The 18,503-nt window shown below is 45.4% G+C and carries 14 protein-coding genes, 1 tRNA gene, 1 rRNA gene and 2 other RNA genes; 5 read left to right on the top strand and 13 right to left on the bottom strand.

Features of this window, described 5'->3' with window-relative positions; translation table 11 throughout:
- The 4 genes from VK497_03250 to gyrB all read right to left on the bottom strand — a co-directional run.
- Window positions 1-799: ribosomal RNA gene (locus tag VK497_03250) — 16S ribosomal RNA — on the bottom strand; the annotation flags it as partial.
- A gap of 180 nt (window positions 800-979) precedes the next feature.
- Window positions 980-1,411, bottom strand: coding sequence for a divergent PAP2 family protein (locus VK497_03245; GenBank protein HMI09386.1), 432 nt, complete (start codon window positions 1,409-1,411; stop codon window positions 980-982).
- Window positions 1,412-1,420: 9 nt separating this feature from the next.
- Window positions 1,421-3,946 carry a DNA gyrase subunit A gene (gyrA, locus tag VK497_03240; protein HMI09385.1) on the bottom strand — a complete coding sequence of 842 codons (2,526 nt, stop codon included), beginning with the start codon at window positions 3,944-3,946 and terminating at the stop codon, window positions 1,421-1,423.
- A 1-nt stretch (window position 3,947) separates the two neighbouring features.
- Window positions 3,948-5,930 carry a DNA topoisomerase (ATP-hydrolyzing) subunit B gene (gyrB, locus tag VK497_03235; GenBank protein HMI09384.1) on the bottom strand — a complete coding sequence of 661 codons (1,983 nt, stop codon included), beginning with the start codon at window positions 5,928-5,930 and terminating at the stop codon, window positions 3,948-3,950.
- A 152-nt stretch (window positions 5,931-6,082) separates the two neighbouring features.
- Here gyrB and VK497_03230 point away from each other — a divergent pair, with 152 nt between their 5' ends.
- Together VK497_03230 and VK497_03225 are read left to right on the top strand one after the other, a co-directional pair.
- The gene (locus tag VK497_03230; protein ID HMI09383.1) at window positions 6,083-7,942 is read left to right on the top strand and encodes a hypothetical protein; all 1,860 of its coding nucleotides are present in this window, start codon (window positions 6,083-6,085) and stop codon (window positions 7,940-7,942) included.
- 19 nt (window positions 7,943-7,961) lie between these two features.
- Window positions 7,962-8,534, top strand: a complete 573-nt coding sequence (locus tag VK497_03225; GenBank protein HMI09382.1) for a hypothetical protein — start codon at window positions 7,962-7,964, stop codon at window positions 8,532-8,534.
- A gap of 6 nt (window positions 8,535-8,540) precedes the next feature.
- On the opposite strand, the gene VK497_03220 is transcribed toward VK497_03225, so the two are convergent.
- From VK497_03220 to VK497_03200, 5 genes are all read right to left on the bottom strand, one after another.
- A complete protein-coding gene (locus tag VK497_03220; GenBank protein ID HMI09381.1) occupies window positions 8,541-11,417 on the bottom strand; it encodes a TraM recognition domain-containing protein in 2,877 nt (958 codons plus the stop codon).
- 20 nt (window positions 11,418-11,437) lie between these two features.
- Entirely contained in the window at window positions 11,438-11,854 is a 417-nt protein-coding gene (locus VK497_03215) for a hypothetical protein (protein HMI09380.1), read from the bottom strand.
- Between the two features lie 43 nt (window positions 11,855-11,897).
- Window positions 11,898-12,113 carry a hypothetical protein gene (locus tag VK497_03210; GenBank protein ID HMI09379.1) on the bottom strand — a complete coding sequence of 72 codons (216 nt, stop codon included), beginning with the start codon at window positions 12,111-12,113 and terminating at the stop codon, window positions 11,898-11,900.
- 1,642 nt (window positions 12,114-13,755) lie between these two features.
- Window positions 13,756-14,177: a transfer-messenger RNA gene (ssrA, locus tag VK497_03205) on the bottom strand.
- A gap of 434 nt (window positions 14,178-14,611) precedes the next feature.
- Entirely contained in the window at window positions 14,612-14,773 is a 162-nt protein-coding gene (locus VK497_03200; protein HMI09378.1) for a hypothetical protein, read from the bottom strand.
- Window positions 14,774-15,164: 391 nt separating this feature from the next.
- Between VK497_03200 and infC the strand changes: the two genes are divergently transcribed.
- From infC to rplT, 3 genes are read left to right on the top strand one after another with little or no spacing between them, the layout of a single operon-like run.
- Complete coding sequence (gene infC / locus VK497_03195) at window positions 15,165-15,701, top strand: translation initiation factor IF-3 (GenBank protein HMI09377.1); 537 nt, start codon at window positions 15,165-15,167, stop codon at window positions 15,699-15,701.
- The gene (gene rpmI, locus VK497_03190) at window positions 15,701-15,895 is read left to right on the top strand and encodes a 50S ribosomal protein L35 (GenBank protein ID HMI09376.1); all 195 of its coding nucleotides are present in this window, start codon (window positions 15,701-15,703) and stop codon (window positions 15,893-15,895) included. Before infC ends, rpmI begins: the two co-directional genes overlap by 1 nt.
- Before the next feature lies 1 nt (window position 15,896).
- Window positions 15,897-16,244, top strand: a complete 348-nt coding sequence (rplT, locus tag VK497_03185) for a 50S ribosomal protein L20 (GenBank protein ID HMI09375.1) — start codon at window positions 15,897-15,899, stop codon at window positions 16,242-16,244.
- 51 nt (window positions 16,245-16,295) lie between these two features.
- Here the strand turns inward: rplT and rnpB are convergent.
- The 4 genes from rnpB to VK497_03165 all read right to left on the bottom strand — a co-directional run bounded on the left by rnpB (window position 16,296) and on the right by VK497_03165 (window position 18,490).
- Window positions 16,296-16,635, bottom strand: an RNA gene (gene rnpB, locus VK497_03180) — RNase P RNA component class A.
- Window positions 16,636-16,643: 8 nt separating this feature from the next.
- A complete protein-coding gene (locus VK497_03175; protein ID HMI09374.1) occupies window positions 16,644-17,522 on the bottom strand; it encodes a reverse transcriptase-like protein in 879 nt (292 codons plus the stop codon).
- A gap of 62 nt (window positions 17,523-17,584) precedes the next feature.
- Window positions 17,585-17,661: transfer RNA gene (locus VK497_03170), tRNA-Pro, on the bottom strand.
- A 190-nt stretch (window positions 17,662-17,851) separates the two neighbouring features.
- Window positions 17,852-18,490, bottom strand: coding sequence for a site-2 protease family protein (locus VK497_03165; GenBank protein ID HMI09373.1), 639 nt, complete (start codon window positions 18,488-18,490; stop codon window positions 17,852-17,854).
- Window positions 18,491-18,503 lie beyond the last annotated feature (13 nt).

The raw sequence follows: 18,503 nt of genomic DNA, 5'->3' as shown, positions 1-18,503 counted from the left end.
CCAACAGCTAGTATCCATCGTTTACGGCGTGGACTACCCGGGTATCTAATCCGGTTCGCTCCCCACGCTTTCGTGCCTCAGTGTCAGAAATGGTCCAGTAACCTGCCTACGCCATTGGTGTTCCTTCTAATATCTACGGATTTCACTCCTACACTAGAAATTCCAGTTACCTCTACCATTCTCGAGTTAGTGAGTTTGAATAATAGCCTGTACGGTTGAGCCGCCAGATTTCACTATTCACTTTACTAACCACCTACGCAACTCTTTACGCCCAGTCACTCCGGATAACGCTTGGGTCCTACGTATGACCGCGGCTGCTGGCACGTAGTTAGCCGACCCTTATTCATGAGTTACCGTCATATTCTTCACTCATAAAAGCAGTTTACGACCCGAGGGCCTTCATCCTGCACGCGGAGTTGCTCCATCAGACTTTCGTCCATTGTGGAAGATTCCTCACTGCTGCCTCCCGTAGGAGTCTGGACCGTGTCTCAGTTCCAGTCTGACTGATCATCCTCTCAGACCAGTTAACGATCGTGGACTTGGTGAGCCTTTACCTCACCAACTATCTAATCGTACGCGGGCCACTCCCAAAGCGGATAAATCCTTTAATCCGAAGATCATATGCGGCATTAGCTACCCTTTCGGGCAGTTATTCCTCACTTTGGGGCATGTTCCCACGCGTTACTCAGCCGTCCGCCGCTCGCCACCAAGTAGTAAACTACTCGTGCTGCCGCTCGACTTGCATGTGTTAGGCACTCCGCCAGCGTTCATCCTGAGCCAGGATCAAACTCTCCATAAAAAGATATATCAATAAATTGACTATCTACATAAAATATAAACTGACGATGATAATATGCACAACTAAATTGTTAACGTTCATTTGATCTATTCAACTCCACAGTTGCTTCGCTTTATTGTGCGACCAGACTGTGATCAAGCATAACGTACGTAGCGGGTGTCCGTCAAGGGTAATTTGAAACTATTTTGTAGCTAAAAAGACAACTAAGCCAATAGTGGCGCCTAAAATAGACCCTACGAGGACTTCTAGGGGCGTATGACCCTTTGCGGATCGGGGTAATTTAACCGGACTTTTTGTTTCTTTGATTAGCTGGGTAATTGCTTCACCCTGCTCTCCTGAAGACCGCCGTACCTTGACTGCGTCGTAGGTAATAACCAGAACGACTAGGGTTGCAAGGCCAAATATAGCTGACCCTATACCGTCTTTTAGTAATATGACCATCCAGATAGCCACTGATGTAGCCGCATGCGAGCTAGGCATCCCGCCCGATATGAATAGCTGGTGCGTTAGGTCAAGGCGTTTCCCTTGCCCTGTAGCAATCGCGTACTTAATGATGTGCGACAAAAGCCACGCAATAACGATTGCTACAAGATAGGGGGAAACGAGTTCCATAACCCTATTCTACTCCTCTTCCTCTAGTTCTGGTGCAGCCTGTTCAGGCATAAGTCCAAGTGATGACACTTTGTCCCCTTCACGCATGCGCATGATACGCACGCCTTGCGTCGTACGTCCAAGTGTTGGAATATCCTTCAGCGCGACGCGAATTGCCTGGCCCTGATTGGATATTAGCAATACTTCACTGGCATCTGGTTCTAAAGTACGGACAGAGATAATCGGGCCTGTCTTTGCCGTCACGACAGCCGCTTTAATACCAACGCCTCCACGTTTATGGCTTGGGAAGTTAGCAACCTTGGTCGTCTTGCCGTAGCCGTTCTGGCTAATAACGAGCAGGCGTGCGTTGTCGTCATCAACAATATCCATTCCGACCACTTGGTCGTTCGGCCGTAGACGCACTCCGCGGACACCACGAGCTGATCGGCCCATTGGACGAGCATCTGATTCGATAAAGCGAACGGCTTGTCCGGCAGATGTAGAGATTATCACATCGTTCTGTCCAGTCGTCTTCTTAATCCAACGTAGCTCATCCCCATCGTCTAATTTAATAGCGATGAGACCATTCGTACGAATATTTGCATAGTCCTTGAGAGGTGTCTTTTTTATCGTCCCCTTCGTGGTTGCCATAAACAAATAACCGTCATCATTCGCGTCCTTTGCATGACGGATGATAGAAGTAATCTTCTCTTCGGGCTGTAGTTGCAATAGGTTAACTGCTGCAACACCCTTAGCTTGTAGGCTGGCTGCCGGCACTTCGTAGGCTTTCAAACGGAAAATGCGACCTCGGTTAGTAAAGAATAATAAGTAATCATGAGTACTTGCAGGTACAAGCTGGTCAATAATATCCTCTTCCTTGGTTGTCATGCCACGCTTGCCTTTACCGCCACGGTTCTGACGGCGATATTCGCTCACTAACGTACGTTTGATGTAATTTTCTGTTGTCAAAAGAATAACAGACTCTTCTTCAGGGATGAGTTCTTCATCGCTAAACTTACCGAGTTCATAGTTAATCATCTGGCTGCGGCGTTCATCGCCATATTTCTCTTTCATCTCAAGAAGCTCTTCTTTGATGATACGAAGGATCTCTGACTCATCGGCTAGAATTGCCTCTAGTTTGGCAATCAGCTCGAGTAACTCATTGAGCTCGTTTTCAATCTTGTCACGCTCTAGGCCTGTTAGGCGGCGTAGCTGCATGGCAAGAATCGCTTGGGCTTGGATTTCGGAAAGGCCGAACTTCTCGATCAAACCCGCTTGCGCGATTTCACTTGTCTTACTTGCACGAATAAGCTTAATTACTTCATCAATGTGATCAAGAGCGATCTTGTACCCTTCTAGGATGTGTGCGCGGGCTTTAGCTGCTTTTAGCTCAAACTCAGTTCGGCGGCGAACAACGATACGACGGTGTTTGACGAATTCGTCGAGGATTTCATGCAGGCCAAGTACTTTAGGCTGGATACCATCAATAAGAGCAAGCATATTATAGTGGAAGCTCGTCTGTAAGGCCGTAAGCTTGAAGAGCTGGTTGAGAACCTTCTTTGGATAGGCATCTTTTCGAAGTTCAATAACAACCCGGACTTTGCCCCTGGCACTTTCGTCGCGTAGGTCACTGATTAAAATCTTCTTATCCTTGTGCAGTTCGGCAATTTTTTCAATAAGTGTTGCTTTATTTACGCCATAAGGCATTTCGGTGACGATAATCTGGCTACGGCCTTTTTTAGTCTCTTCGATGGCCGTTACGGCACGAATCATCACGCTACCACGGCCTGTCTGGTAAGCCTGCTTCATTGGGCTACCGCCGTAGACTACTGCGCCCGTTGGAAAATCTGGGCCTTTAACGTATTTCAATAAATCATCGATTGTTGTCGCTTCGGGGTTATCAATCAAATGTATTGTCGCATCAACAAGCTCACTAAGGTTATGCGGTGGAATATTCGTCGCCATACCAACAGCAATACCAATCTGTCCGTTTAACAGAAGGTTCGGCAGCTTAGCAGGAAGCACCGACGGTTCTTGTTCTGATCCATCGTAGTTGTCACGAAAAACAACCGTATCTTTTTCGAGGTCAGCTAGCAGTTCATTACCGGCGCGGCCTAGGCGTGCTTCAGTGTAACGGCTTGCAGCTGGAGGATCTCCGTCCATCGAACCATAGTTACCTTGGCCATTAACCAATGGGTATCGCATTACCCAATCTTGAGCCAGACGTACCATTGAAAAGTAGATAGATGAATCGCCATGAGGGTGATATTTACCCATTACGTCACCGACGATACGGGCGCTCTTGAGGAATCGTCCACCTGGGCGAAGGTTTTGTTCGCCCATGCTGTATAAAATACGCCGGTGCACAGGTTTCATACCGTCTCGCACGTCAGGAAGAGCACGCTCAACAATCACGCTCATTGAATATTTCAAGAAGCTTTCTTCCATAACATATTCAACAGATTGATTCTCCACTAATCGTGAGTGTGTCTGAGGAACAATTACCTCATCTTCAATTGGCATTGTGTTATTTACGTCAGTAATATCGTCGTCCATACTAAATATCCAGATCCTCTAGGCTTAGTGATTTCGCACGGCTTTGGATAAAGCTTTTACGAAGATCTACTTGATCACCCATTAGCTTTGTAAAAATTGCATCACTTTTCTCGGCGTCTTCTACTTTTACCTGTATCAGTACGCGGTTTTCAGGATTCATTGTCGTATCCCATAACTGTTCAGCGTCCATTTCACCTAGACCCTTATAGCGCTGGAGAAGTGTAATGCCCGCTTGCTTAGTAAGGTCTGCCGTCTCATCAATTGCAGTACCCTTTTCGCGGCGTTCGGCAATCATCTTTGCGATAATCTCATCACGCTCTTCGTCGCTGTAGGCATAAACTTTCTTTGTTCCCTGACGTAACAAAAACAACGGGGGTTTTGCAAGATACACATACCCGCCATCAATTACCTCTTTCATATATCTAAAGAGGAAGGTCAAAAGGAGTGTCGAAATGTGGCTACCGTCAACATCGGCGTCGGTCATGATAATGACACGGTGATAACGTAGGCCATTAATATCAAATTGGTCGCTAATGCCGACACCCATTGCCTTAATGAGACTCACGATCTCATTATTATTAAGCATACGGTCGAGTCGTGCACGTTCAACGTTCAGTACCTTACCTCGAAGTGGTAAAATCGCCTGCGTCTTGCTGTCGCGGCCTGATTTGGCAGATCCACCAGCCGAGTCACCCTCTACGATGTAAAGTTCTGAATCTGCTGGGTTTTTGCTTGAGCAGTCAGATAGTTTACCTGGCAGGCTTAGACCGTCTAATGCACCCTTTCGGATAACATTGTCACGGGCTGCGCGGGCTGCTTTTCGTGCGCGAGCAGCTAATAGTGATTTGCCGACGATCTTTTTAGCAACGTTTGGATTTTCGTCCAAGTAATAACTAAAGTATTCATTCATCACCTGTTCAACGTAGCGCCGGACTTCCGGGTTACCTAGCTTGTTCTTCGTCTGTCCTTCAAATTGAGGGTCAGGAAGCTTCACGAGGATAATTGCAGTCAAGCCTTCACGGATGTCATCACCCGTAAGGTTATCTTCTTTTTCTTTCAACAGGCCGCTTTTACGTGCGTAGTCGTTAATAACGCGGGTCATCGCAGAACGGAATCCGATAAGGTGCGTTCCTCCATCAGGGGTGAGAACGTTGTTAGCGAACGGCTTTACTGTTTCAACGAAGGTTTCATTATATTGAATGGCGACTTCTATCATCGAGTCTTCAACTTGGCGCTCTACATAGAACACGCTGTCACTTACGACGTCTTTACCGATATTCAAGTGCTTTACGTAGCTCTGGATACCACCCTCAAAGTAAAATGCTGCTCGCTGCTTCGTACGTTCGTCACGTACCGAAACATAAATACCTTTTGTAAGATATGCCTGGTGGCGAAGATAATTAACTACCCATTCGTAGTCAAACTCTACCGTTTCTTTAAAAATGGTTGGGTCTGGATAGAACACTGTCGTCGTACCCGTTGGACGATCCGTTTTACCGACCTTCTTCAGTGGCGCCAAAGAAGCACCACGTTCAAATTCAATACGGTATAGTTCGCCCTTTTGCACAACCTCTGCAACCAGTTTCGTCGACAAGGCATTGACGACACTCGCGCCCACACCGTGTAGACCTGAGGATACCTTATACCCGCCGCCACCGAATTTACCACCAGCGTGAAGTACTGTCAGTACGGTCTCAAGCGTACTGAGGCCGGTTTTCTCATGCTTGTCTATAGGGATACCACGGCCATCATCCGTTACCATGACCCCGCCGTCTTCAAGAAGCACAACATCAACGCGGCTTGCGTATCCTGCGATTGCCTCGTCTATTGAGTTATCGGCGATTTCCTTAATAAGATGGTGGACACCATCATAGCCGGTACTACCAATATACATACCAGGACGCTTGCGAACTGGCTCAAGCCCCTCTAGTACTTGAATTTGTGACCCATCATATGAGCCGTCGTCTATTTTTTGTTTAGCCATGTTCCCTCACTACTTCAGACGTTTCTGCTATTTACAATGTTTCTATTATACCGCACAAATATTGTTCACTCAAGCTATTGTACTGAACATATTTCTTATGCTAATGTTATACCAAGAGGTGTGATAAACAAAAAGAAAAAGGTAAAAATAACATGTTCAGGAAGATAGTCAGTAATCTTGCGTTCAGTCCAGCCTTAGTAGGCCAGCTTGGCTTTTACGCTAAACGGCTTCGTAAAGAAGAAACTACTAGGCGTATAGGGCTTATTTTTACTGCTTTAGCGCTTATTGTTCAATCTTTCGCCGTCTTTTCGCCACCGGAATCTGCGAATGCGTCTAGCAATTCAGATTTTATCCCGGGTGGGGTAAAAAGTGTCACCGAATACATGACTTACTACGACCGTAATTATAACAATATTAAGGATATATATACATCACTTGGTATTACGCGCACGGAACTAGCAACTACCACGACAAGTACGGTTAATTCAAAAGATGTCTACTCTTGGGGTATGGCAAGTCGTTTTAGCGCGGCACAAGGCGAACGAACCTATCAATACCAAAAAGGCGCTGGCGGTACAGGAACAGTATATTACCGCCCGCTTAGCCTTTGGGATAGTAAACCCTACACGAAAGCAAATGGTTCAACCTATACTGTCTTCGTAGGTCATTCAGCAAAATTCGGCTGGTTCGCATTAATGAAAGATTGCGGAAACTTTACCGCAAAACGAGTCCCGCCAGCACCTCCAAAACCAAGCGCGGCATGTCAGGACATAACCGTCCAGAAGCTTTCTACGACATCATTTAGATTCAACTCCAAATCAATTGCGACAAACGGGGCAACTATATCAGGTTTCACATATACAGTGAAAAATGGTGCAGGCGCAGTCATTTATACGAAAACCGTCGCCAGTGGTCCTACAGACTATACGCAAGCCTCGCCTGGAACGTATTCGGTTTCATTAGCCGTCAATACGTCCCTAGGCAAAAAAGAGAGCACGACTTGTAAAGAAAGCTTTACGGTTGCACCACCTCCGGCAGTTCCTGCCGCTGCTTGTACCAACTTAACGGCAGCAATCAGCAACCGGACAATAGTTCAGCTTGCAGGTGAATCAGTCACTTCTGGCGGAGCAACCGTTAGTAAGTACGTGTTCACGGTGAAAGATAGTAGCGGTAAAGCCGTTGCCACCCGCACCGTAACTAGTAATCAGCTAAAAGTATCAGCCGACAGCCTTACTCTTTCTAGCGCGGGTAAATATAGCGTATCCCTCGAAGTCACAACGAGTACTGGCGTAAAAACAAGCACGCAAAACTGTGTCACTAACTTTACGATCGTTCCACCTGCAGTATGTACGTTTAATCCTCAGTTGCCCGCTAACAGTCCCGACTGTCAGCCATGCCCTGGCGATTCATCCATATGGATCAAAGACAAAGAATGTGAAGCAAAGGTCGTCGAGACAAAAACAGCAGTAAACTTCACCCAAGGCAACGTAGACGCAACGACTGTCATATCAAAGGCATCTGATCGCGTTACCTATACGATTAATATCGAAAATACCGGCCTGACCGAGGCAACCGTTCCAGTCGAAGAAAAACTAGATGATGTACTTGAATACGCAACATTAGTCGACAACGGCGGGGCCACATTTAACAGCGCGACAAAAACATTGTCATGGCCTGCGATAAAGCTTGCGGCCGGACAAAAACAATCACGTGTCTTCGTCATAGAACTTGCCAGCACAATCCCTGCAAGCCCCCAAGGTATGAGTGATAAAACATCATATGACTGTATTATGACAAATACATTCGGCAATACGGTAGACATTAACGTTGACTGTCCTACCGAAAAACAAGTAGAACAAGTCATCACCGCGCTTCCGACTACCGGCCCTACCGAAAACATGCTGTTCGCAGGTGGTGTACTTGCGGTTGTCGCCTTCTTCTACGCACGCTCACGCCAGATGAAAAAAGAGGTTCGCCTTATCCGTCGTGACTTAAACGCTGGTACAATATAGAAAGAAATAAAGGTGGACCATGAGTGATAGACAAGAACAAGATCCTTCCGGCAAAGAACAAAAAATCGACCAAGTCGAACTTGATAAAGAGCGTGAGAAACGCCTAGACAAGCTCCGCGAGGACTTTGAAAAAATTGGTGATAAACCAGTTGAAAACGCAGAAGACCTTCATCGCGAAGCGGTTGAAAAAGCGGCTAATGTTGAACGTAAGGCCGAGACTGAACAAGCTCCCTCTCATGAAAAGCAGCGCAGAGGTCCGGTGGCAAATAAAAAAGAACTAGATGCCAGTTACAACGCCAAAATGGCCGATGCACGTACTCACATGTCCGCCCCAAGTCGTACGTTTAGCAAGGTTATCCATAATAAAGCCGTTGAAAAAGTAAGTGGCGTCGTAGGTTCTACGGTCGCCCGCCCTAATGCCATATTATCGGGAGCTGTTTTTGCATTCGTTCTAACGCTTGCGGTCTATCTGGTAGCCAAAAATATAGGCTACCCTCTTTCAGGATTTGAAACTATCGGTGCGTTTATTCTTGGCTGGGTACTAGGTATCCTTTATGACTTCTTTAAAGTCATGATCACCGGTCGTAAATAACAAATCTTATCGTAACTTAATCGATATCTCACTATCAGGGTTCGTTTTGTCACCCCGAAGGTGTAGCCTGTCATCATCGGCAGGAGGAGGCGCTAAAGGAGCTGGTGATTGCGGTGACGGCTGATTAGCCTCTTGGCTTGGCACAGAAGGCGGCGTAGGAAACGAAGGTGAAACAGGCACTGCTGTGGTTTTTGGTGGCTGTTGCGGCTGCGTAGACGCTCCTGGCTGCAAATTAGGCGGGGTAAACGGTGATGGAGCTGAAGCAGCAGGAGAAGCCCCTGCTGGAGATCTTGGAATATCGCTAATCTGTTTACGTTTTGCAAGCCATTCGTCAAGGAATGATGGAGTACCTCCACCTTGCGGCCCACCAGTACGCATGCCGGTCATTCGTTCTTGTTGCGCTTTCTTCAGTGCATCCGCTTTGGCTTTCTTCTCTGCATCCGCAGCTCCTAGTCGGGCAAAAATATCCTTTTCGACCTGTTGGCGCGGTTTACCATATTTTGCAGCGGACAAACGCTTTAAAGCATCACTCAGCTGAGGATTGGACTGTCCTAACGGCGCTATGAACGACATGCTAAACGGCGCTGATGGCACGTTATTAATCATGACGCTTGTCACGGATTGGTAATTTGGCATCTTAGTCAGGTCTTCCGCGTCAAATGTCGGAGCAAATTTCTTTACGAGGATCTCCGCATCGGTAATACCTATTCGCCCACTAATAACCGTACCGACGTTACCAATGATCGCTTCCCTTACTTTATCTGTTAGCTGCGTCATAAACTGGTTACCCAGGATCAAGTTAAGACGGTATTTTCTAGCTTCGGATAAAATCGACTCGAAACTTTCCGTTGCAAAGTTCTGGAACTCATCAACGTATAGCGAAAAGTCTTGACGCTGATCCTCTGGTATATCCGCGCGGCCCATGGCCGCCACCTGGAACTTCATGACGAATATAATGCCTAGCAGCTTTGAGTTCAGCTCACCCATCTTACCCTTACTTAGGTTAACGAGAAGGATTTTTTTGTTATCCATAATATCGCGAATGCTAAAGCCGCTCTTTGTCTGACCAATCACGTTACGCATTGCATCGTTAGAAATGAATGGACCAAATTTACTCACTACCCAGCTAATGACCTCACCGGCTTCGTTGGATTTTTGAGAGTTAGGAAATTCCTTAGTCCAAAAGTCCAACACGGATTGATCGGTGACGTACTTCAATTTGCTCTTCATGAAATCTTCGTCAATCAGTAGTTTAGGTATATCAATGAACGTTCCGCCTGCTGGATCGGACATTAATAACAGTGCGCAGTTACGGAAGATATGCTCTAGGCGCGGTCCAACGATACCAGTGTGCCCTGGGTCATACAAACCATACAGCATATTAATCGCTTCCTGAACCAAGAAGTCCTTCTGATCAGGATGTTCAAATTCAAACATGTTTAATCCAATAGGATTGGTCATATCGCCTGGGTTGAAGTAGATGACATCCTCAACGCGCTCTTTAGGTACTTTGCCTAGTAAATTCTCTACTGAATCGCCATGGGGATCGACGAAAGCAAAACCTCGTCCATCCATCATGTCCTGAAAAGCCAGATTCTCAAGCAACACCGACTTACCAGTACCTGTTTGACCAATAATATACGTGTGGCGACGGCGATCATTCGTACTGAGCCGAATTGGCTTTTTAACACCACGAAATTCGTTGTAGCCCAGCAAAAAGCCCTCGTCCATGACCTGTGTCGGTCCGTCGACTTGTTTTGACATCTGACGTTCGACTTGCGACGTTGGAATACTCTTTTGGTTAGGTAGATGGAAAACGGTTGCAAGTTCAATACTGTTAAGCACGTTTCGATTTACTGTTTGCGGGAAGAAACGAAATATATAGGCGGTTACTAACTCTTCAATATTCTTTGAAACCGCAAACTTGAACCCATTGTGGCTTGGTGAATCAAATAACGAAAAAGCCGCGACTATATTTTTTAAAAGACCCTGCGAACGTGAAGCCGTGTTCGAAGATACGACAACACGAATCAAAACTTCGTATCCTGGATAGCGAGTTTTCTCTTCGATTGCTTCTACACTTGCCTGTTCAAGAGAAGTCAGTTGTTTGTCTTCAGTCTTTACTTCTTCTTTTTCTGGCGGACGCCATAATGCCTCCATCAAATCCTTTGGTGCGATTACCCCGCCAAAGCCTGCCTTCTTCCTGCCTTTATCTTTGGTAATTTTTTCAACTGCATGAATTGAATTTTTTGACCATCCTTCGCGGGCAGGACGAAATAGCATCTGAATTGCCGCACCGTCTTCGCGACCCGCTGCTGATAATGCGTTCAAAAGCGCGCGTGACGCATCACGTTTTGATTCTTGATACGTAGCGATCGGATAGACAAAGTCCTTTTTCAAGGTAAATTCCCCGCCAATCGTTCCGCTCAGTTTACCAACTTGGCTAAAGATATTGTGTTCCGTTACTTCTTCCAGTCTTGCGGAAGGATACGCGGCGGCAACCGCTTGCCTTACCACATCAAGCAGTACCATCGGAACGACCGTGTAGTAATGGACGAGTCCGTTTCTGGCCACCATTTCAAACGACACGTGTCGTTGTCCGTATATTCTACTCTTGAAGCCTTTCGTCGCAGTGCTAGCGATGATGTTGTACATTACCTGAGCCTGAGACAACACTTCTTCGGTAAGATCTCGTTCATCCCGTCCACCACCATCAATATCATCACTCGAAGGTGGCAGATGAATAAGAAGCGGAACCATCTTAAGGCCGCGTTCGTAATTTTTTGCTTCACGAAGCGTTTTTCTATACTGAGAGAAAACGAATATTCCTACGGCAGAGCCCAGGAATAAAAAGACAAACACGCTTATTAATATGCCCGCCATAGCAGTCTCAGGCAACTCCGCTACTGCGAAGCGCCCAATTCCTTCCCGTAACGTTTACGAAGATAGTCAGCCTGTAACTTCTCGACTTCTTGCTCGCGGCGATATGGATCATCTTTTGTTTGAGTGATAATCTTTTTTGCCTTATCTACCCATTCTTTCTCGATCAAATCATCGTCATTTGCAGCGATTGGCATATCATCTACAACAGGTGTCGCCGCACTGTTATCAGCAGGCAGGCTAACAACCGGTGCGGGCAGGACGGGTAGTACCGGGGGAGCTACGGCTGGTGCCGCCTCACTGCGCTGTTCAAACCTTTCGGGGTTTTGTTCGATTGTCGTCTCGGGGTTTGGAGGCGACGGTGTCCGTTCTAAGTTTTGCCCGTAATTGGTTGGTGACAATTCAGGTCCAAGATTCGGTGCAGACTGTTTGGGTTCCATATCTGTAATTATAGCATAATCGTCACAACGAATATACGACGATTTAATTCGTTCTTTTCGAGATATATACACATGCTATGCCAGCAAAAATGACTACCAGCAGTACGTCGTACACGCCCACTTCTCCGACAGATTGCATCCCGATAAACATGACAGGCACCAACGCAAGCACGGATGAAAAATAATATGCCCTATTGAAACTTAGGGCCTGCACTGGTCGCTTAACGGTTACGGATCGTGAAATTTTCGCAACTAACATACTGGCAACATACAACAAAAAAGTCAGTCCACCCAGAACTGACACGTACATAAAAATAAATACCATTAAAATCCCCAATGGGCCGATTGTGGCCGGGGTGGTTGTTTGCAACAATATAGCCAACAATATAATTGCTGTTATTGAACTAATCGTTACCACTCTTCCCAACATGTTTCTCACTATACCACCCGCCTAAGAGATAAAAAATGCTTACTAGAGCAGCAACCATAAGATTCTGGTAGCTACATCCGCCGCTGTAATTAAATATTTGGCGCGTGCACCAATGAATCAGCTACTGCTCTAGAGCAACTGACCGCTCCAGGTAAACCTGGGGCATAGTAACATACGTCATATTCCACGCTTCATACCTAGTAATCTCACTGTTTATTAACATAAACAATGTTCAACTAGGTATGAAGCGGTACTAATGTACGCGCGCTTCACGCCCAGAACGTGTGTTTTGGTGGAGCATCGATAGCGCCACAATGTAGAAATCGTAAAAATTGTATATCCGCAAGATGCAAATAAAAAGTCCGATTCCCCGTGTCGCTATCGACTTTCACCAAAAGTCCGAACGGTCAGTTTTGAATTGTCAATGTGTTTTTGCTGCTTTTGTTTGTTTTTGTAAAAGCTTATGTCTACAATAGCACGCAAACACGTTTAGGTCAATGTAGTTTCATTCAAAAACTGATGTAATAAATGCAATAAAGTCAATTTAAATTTGATTCTTATCTGTAATGAAGCGTATATGTTTTTATAACAACGATGTTATATTCGCATGTTTAATTCACGTATCCCTGACTCAGACGCTCGTATCCACTACCCCGCACCGCGACTTTGGTGTCCATATTTTTTTATAGAGTCCACCATGCGCAAGGCCTTTACGCGTAATTAGACTAAAACACTGAGAATTATTTCTATATAAAAAACCGTAGATCGTTCGAAACATGTACGCGCAAAACATAGCCATTGCAAAAACAGTCGTAAAATTACGCGCGACGATATTTCATTAGAAATCATTGGAAAGTTTTGTAATGCAAATACGTATCCTCCGCCTGCATCATTTTTAGTTTTTTATAATTTTTATAAGTTTCTTTAATTCCTTAATAATTAGAATTTCTCATTGGCATAGTCGCACTAGACTTTATATGGCCTATCCACGAACTTTATTTTCTATTTTTTTAATTCATGTACGCATTAGCGAATGGTTATCATTCTACGTATTAAAACAATTTTCGTGAGACTTGAAAAACAAATTTAAAATAAAGAAATATTTAATTTACTAATAACCTTCCGGCATTGAATAGACTGGTCTATGGATGCCTGCAATCCCAAACATCCATAATTCAAAGGGAGCAATTGTAATTTCAGGTTTTAAATGGTGAACACAGGAAATAAGGTTATCCACACGTGGTATTTATTACTGAAAGTTTTTTTAAAAATACCGTTGACACAAGCGCTTTGACGTCATAATATAGGGGTAGCTCCTGAATAAATAAATTATACAGAAGCCAAAAATAAACAAGAACTCAAAAACTCCACACAAAACAACCACTACTCGCAGGTGGTTGTTTTTTTATGGCGTTTTTTAGTCATTTAGTGAACAAAAAACCACCATATGTGGTGGTCTGATGATTCAAATTGGTGGAGCTGCGGGGTACCGCCCCCCGGTCCAAAAGGTAACTGATTATTCGTCTACAAGCATAGTTCGTCTTAGGTTTTAACGACTATCAATGACTAAAAGCCAAACATAAAATGTCATGATCGTCACGCAGGATAATGTTCCGACACAATGCTGCTGCCCATTATGTCAGTAAGCGACATGCTTATAACACCACTCCGAATCTATGTCGCCTGTAAAAAGTGATGATCGAGCTTATTAGGCTGCGATTGAGACAGTAGCAAGAGGAGCTGATGTAAACATTTGAGCGAATACAGCAGGTACCTTGATGCTTTGAACTGTCTTAGCAAGTTTAGTTGCAATTAAAAAATGTAGGTTACGCCTACGGTCGTCTTGCAAAATAATCTGTTAAATTCCCTCTGTCGAAAGCTAAATTCAGCCCCAACATGAACATAGTCATTATAGCATTATTTACAGATAAGCACAAGATGTATCTGACTACGAACATTACGTCGATGATTGCTACAGTTTTGTCTGTTGCTCCGGCGGGTTTTGAAGATCACGCGCACTCACAACCCTCCTATCCCCTCTTTCATCGAAAGAACGGATATTTTCCACCACTACGCTGCGTAGCCCTACTTGTGAACTTATAGACGGTATCGTGTGACAGCACCCATTCCGTTTATCTAATCATATATGGCATGCCGTGCTCACTGCTTATTGGAGGAAGCAGCCATCCCTTCCTAGCTAGGTAACATCAGCCTTGCTCACCTTTACGTTCTTTTCTTGACGAGCTCCCTAAATGTCCATACACAGCCCTGGAATCATTTCGTCAGCCGTTAGATCACGGTAAGTCATACTGACAGAGTCGCATATCCTATCCTGCGGATTCCAAACTTGTCGCCATAATAAATCCCTGCCCTTGTTTTATGGCAATCCGGCCAAAGAATGTAGCTGCGGTAGCACGCAAATTCTCGTCAACCAAAAGCGACTGTTCGGATTCCGCTAAGCCGTATTGATCTTGTCTTAAATGTTTCACGAGTACCAAACTGTACAGCCTTTGGTCATAGACCGATGGATAAAAAACAACATATTTCTACTATAGAATCTATTCAAAATGCTGTTGCGCAACAGTGTAACAGATATAAAAGCAACATTAAAAACAACGTTAATCCGACAAGTCGTGAAATAAAATCTCGATTAGCACTCTCGCCCGATGTCCGCCAAATTCTGGCTACCGCCACGGACCGCCTAAACTTAAGTACGCGCATCACGTAGTATTCTAAAGTTATAAAAGCAGCTTAAAGAATCGCAGATCCAGAAAAGACACTCGCCGTTATAACTTCACGCTCAGGTGAAGCTTTGCAATATCGACAAAGCACTTGAATCGGGGGCGCGTATCTGATAGAATAGTTCGGAGTAACGCTTAAATTATTGCAGACTCAAAAAGGAGACCCGCAATCAGTACATCAATTCGCATCAACGAGGCAATCCGCGCCAGTCAACTACGCGTTATCGGAGCTGACGGAGAACAGCTTGGCATTATGAGTCGTGAAGACGCGCTCAAAGCAGCTGAAGAAGCAGGAGTAGACCTCGTTGAGATTTCACCGAATGCAGATCCACCTGTTGCAAAAGTCATCGACTGGGGTAAGTACCAGTACCAAAAGATGAAGGAACAACAGAAAAACCGCAAAAGCAGCAAAGCGAGCGAGCTGAAGCAAATGCGGTTTGGACTAAAGATCGGTGCTGGCGACCTAGAAATCAAGCTTCGCAAGATTCGTGAATTTCTAGCAGCCGGCCACAAGGTGAGAATTCAAATTTTTTATCGCGGTCGCGAGATGGCCCACAAAGAATTAGGATACGAAATGACTGATAGGATTGTTGCTCTTCTAGAAGATGACGCAATACTTGAGCAAAAGCCTCAGATGGCCGGTCGCAATCTGAGCATAGTAGTAAGGAGTAAATAATGCCAAAGTTAAAGACCCACAAAGGAACAGCGAAACGCATCAAGCTTACCAGCACTGGTAAATTGATACGTCGCCGTGCGTTTGGCGCTCACTTCCTTTCAAAGAAGAGCAAGAGCCGTAAACGCGCAATCCACACCACCGCAACCGTTACTGGTTCGATGGCCAGAAACGTAAGACGAGCACTAGGAGTATAGTATGCGAGTAAAAAGAGGCGTCACCGCACGTGCCAAGCACAAAAAGATTTTAAAACTCGCCAAAGGTATGCAGCACAACCGCACGCGTTCATACCGTCTTGCCAAGCAAGCGGTTATCCGTGCCCTTCAGTACGCATACCGTGACCGTCGCAACAAAAAGCGTGATCTTCGTGGTCTTTGGATTACACGTATCAACGCTGCTGCACGCGAACAAGGCGTCACCTACGGTAAATTGATTGCCGGCCTAAAGGCTGCAAATATCGAGCTAGACCGTAAAGTTCTAGCTGAACTTGCCGTAAATGAACCAAAAGCATTTACAGAAATTGTAAAGAGCGCTACAAAAGCTTAGTCTTTCACCTCCTTACTCTAAAAAACACCGCTGATTAAGCGGTGTTTTTTAGTTGACAGTCCATCGGTAAGCCGGGTTCTGTCATGGACGATCATCTATCTAGCCTCTTGGTTGCCCAAAAGATCAAGCGGATAGCGACCTACGGACGAACCGCCCTTTATGTAGATCTCCTTGCAGCTGACAGGGTTTACCTCCTTCGCATGTCACCATGCGTCGCTGTGGGCTCTTACCCCACTCCTTTCACCCTTACCTCATGTTGCCACGAGGCGGTATCGTTTCTGTGGCACTTTCCCTAGAGTCACCTCCGGTCGCCGTTAGCGACTGTCATGTCCTATGCTGCCCGGACTTTCCTCTTACGGTTTAACGCGCAAGTGATCGTCTAACGAACTGTCTAGGCTATTATACCCCATTATCGGCATGTGCATCCAGGATCTTATTTACCATCCCATCGGCAAGCTGATTGAACTCACGTCTCACGTGCGTAAAGTTTACTTTTTCAAACTTCGAAACCAATTCCTTGATACGTTCATGAATAGGCCATAGATCCCGATTCTTAATTTGATAAATCCCGTTCATCTGATTTACGACAAGCATACTATCAATGCGAAAATCAACGGTCCGTGCGCCCATCTCAAGAGCTTTCTCCAGACCAAGCCGTACTCCATGATACTCGGCCTGATTATTTGTGGTGATTCCTAAGTACATTCCGCCCTCGTGAATAACGTGTTCCTGGCTATTCATGATAATAAATCCCGAGGCTGATGGACCAGGGTTTCCTCTAGATCCACCGTCCGAATATACAATCAAATGAGATACATCGGATGTATTTGTTACATCATTACTTATCAATTCCTGCTTTTTAACAGATTGAACATCCTGTTGTGATATTCCCAACAATAGCTTTGCAGACTCCGTAAGGTTCTCTTGTTGTATGTCTGACATCTTTTTCCAAATGTAGTGATCGTAGTTCTGGCTGAGTCTCACCTTTTCTCCGCCTACGCCCAAGCTGACGAGGTAGAGAATGAACACGTACTGCATATCCCGATCATCGTGATCTATGTATGTCAGTACGTCAAACAACTGAGCGGTCTGCATAGTCAGCCCAGCCTCGTCCTTCAAGTAGCGCCCCAAAGCATCTTCGGGCTGCTCGCCATAATCTAGCTTACCGCCTGGTAGTTCAAACTTGCCTAAGATAGACGGTCTGCCGTTTGCGCGCCGCAGAAGAAGCGTTCGTTCGTCTTTTCGGATAATAGCCCGGACAGCGATGCGTTGGTTCATAAGATACTTTCTGTTTTTGAAAATGTTTCTGTCAGTATTTTAACATAAGAATAATTCGTATTTGGTCGGGATGACAAGATTTGAACCTGCGACCTCACGACCCCCAGCCGTGCGCGCTACCAAGCTGCGCCACATCCCGGTAATTATCTACTAAAAAGCCCCGAGGCATAACCTAGACGTTGATGTTCCCCGCGTAATTGCAAGGTGGGTGCTCTCAAATCGTTTCCACGGAAGCGAATCATTTGAACTCCCTATCAAATATGATATTCAGGAAAATCATATGCGCCTAAGTATGCCTTGGGACACCCTTTATTATATCACTTCGATTATCAGGAAAGGCCGAAAATATGACTAAAAATACTAATGAAGAAATTAGTTGCGGCGCGCATAAACATGTAAATAACAGGGCTAGCAACCAAGACGATTATAAATATAAAGATTATACCGAACCGTTCAATCGCCTCCATGCCGCGGCGTACAAACTCTGGAGCAAGTGCATACAGAACACGCGACCCGTCAAGTGGCGGGAGAGGAATCATATTAAATACGAAGAAGCCAAGGTTTACAAGAACTATAGTCGAAATAACCTGTCCGATTCCGCTCCCTATCGATGGAGCTCCTAGAAGTGCATATACCCCATAGGCGACAAAAGCAATTATTAAATTAGTCAGTGGACCAGCCAACGCGACAAGCGCCGCGCCCCATTCATCATATTTCAACCTTGCAGGATTGAACGGAACTGGCTTTGCTCCACCAAAAATAGGCGCTCCGGGCGTTATTGCCAGCAACAACGGCAAGATAATCGTCAGAAATGGGTCGATGTGCTTTATCGGATTAAGTGTAAGACGCCCTTCTAGCTTAGCCGTGTCATCACCTAAAAAATACGCCACGAAGCCGTGCATCGCCTCGTGAAGCGTCATAGACAACAAAATAACCACCAAGACGATTGCAATATACCCTATATCCATACCTGTTTATTAT

Source organism: Candidatus Saccharimonadales bacterium, assembly GCA_035317825.1.
Classification (GTDB): domain Bacteria; phylum Patescibacteriota; class Saccharimonadia; order Saccharimonadales; family Saccharimonadaceae; genus DATHGB01.
This window is presented reverse-complemented; position numbering and strand designations above follow the sequence as displayed.

Excerpts from the sequence above, each read along its gene's own strand:
- VK497_03220 (HMI09381.1), bottom strand. The coding sequence starts at position 11,417 with ATGGCGGGCATATTAATAAGCGTGTTTGTCTTTTTATTCCTGGGCTCT.
- VK497_03230 (HMI09383.1), top strand. The coding sequence starts at position 6,083 with ATGTTCAGGAAGATAGTCAGTAATCTTGCGTTCAGTCCAGCCTTAGTA.
- VK497_03215 (HMI09380.1), bottom strand. The coding sequence starts at position 11,854 with ATGGAACCCAAACAGTCTGCACCGAATCTTGGACCTGAATTGTCACCA.
- VK497_03175 (HMI09374.1), bottom strand. The coding sequence starts at position 17,522 with ATGAACCAACGCATCGCTGTCCGGGCTATTATCCGAAAAGACGAACGA.
- VK497_03165 (HMI09373.1), bottom strand. The coding sequence starts at position 18,490 with ATGGATATAGGGTATATTGCAATCGTCTTGGTGGTTATTTTGTTGTCT.
- VK497_03225 (HMI09382.1), top strand. The coding sequence starts at position 7,962 with ATGAGTGATAGACAAGAACAAGATCCTTCCGGCAAAGAACAAAAAATC.
- VK497_03210 (HMI09379.1), bottom strand. The coding sequence starts at position 12,113 with ATGTTAGTTGCGAAAATTTCACGATCCGTAACCGTTAAGCGACCAGTG.
- rpmI (HMI09376.1), top strand. The coding sequence starts at position 15,701 with ATGCCAAAGTTAAAGACCCACAAAGGAACAGCGAAACGCATCAAGCTT.
- rplT (HMI09375.1), top strand. The coding sequence starts at position 15,897 with ATGCGAGTAAAAAGAGGCGTCACCGCACGTGCCAAGCACAAAAAGATT.
- gyrB (HMI09384.1), bottom strand. The coding sequence starts at position 5,930 with ATGGCTAAACAAAAAATAGACGACGGCTCATATGATGGGTCACAAATT.
- VK497_03245 (HMI09386.1), bottom strand. The coding sequence starts at position 1,411 with ATGGAACTCGTTTCCCCCTATCTTGTAGCAATCGTTATTGCGTGGCTT.
- gyrA (HMI09385.1), bottom strand. The coding sequence starts at position 3,946 with ATGGACGACGATATTACTGACGTAAATAACACAATGCCAATTGAAGAT.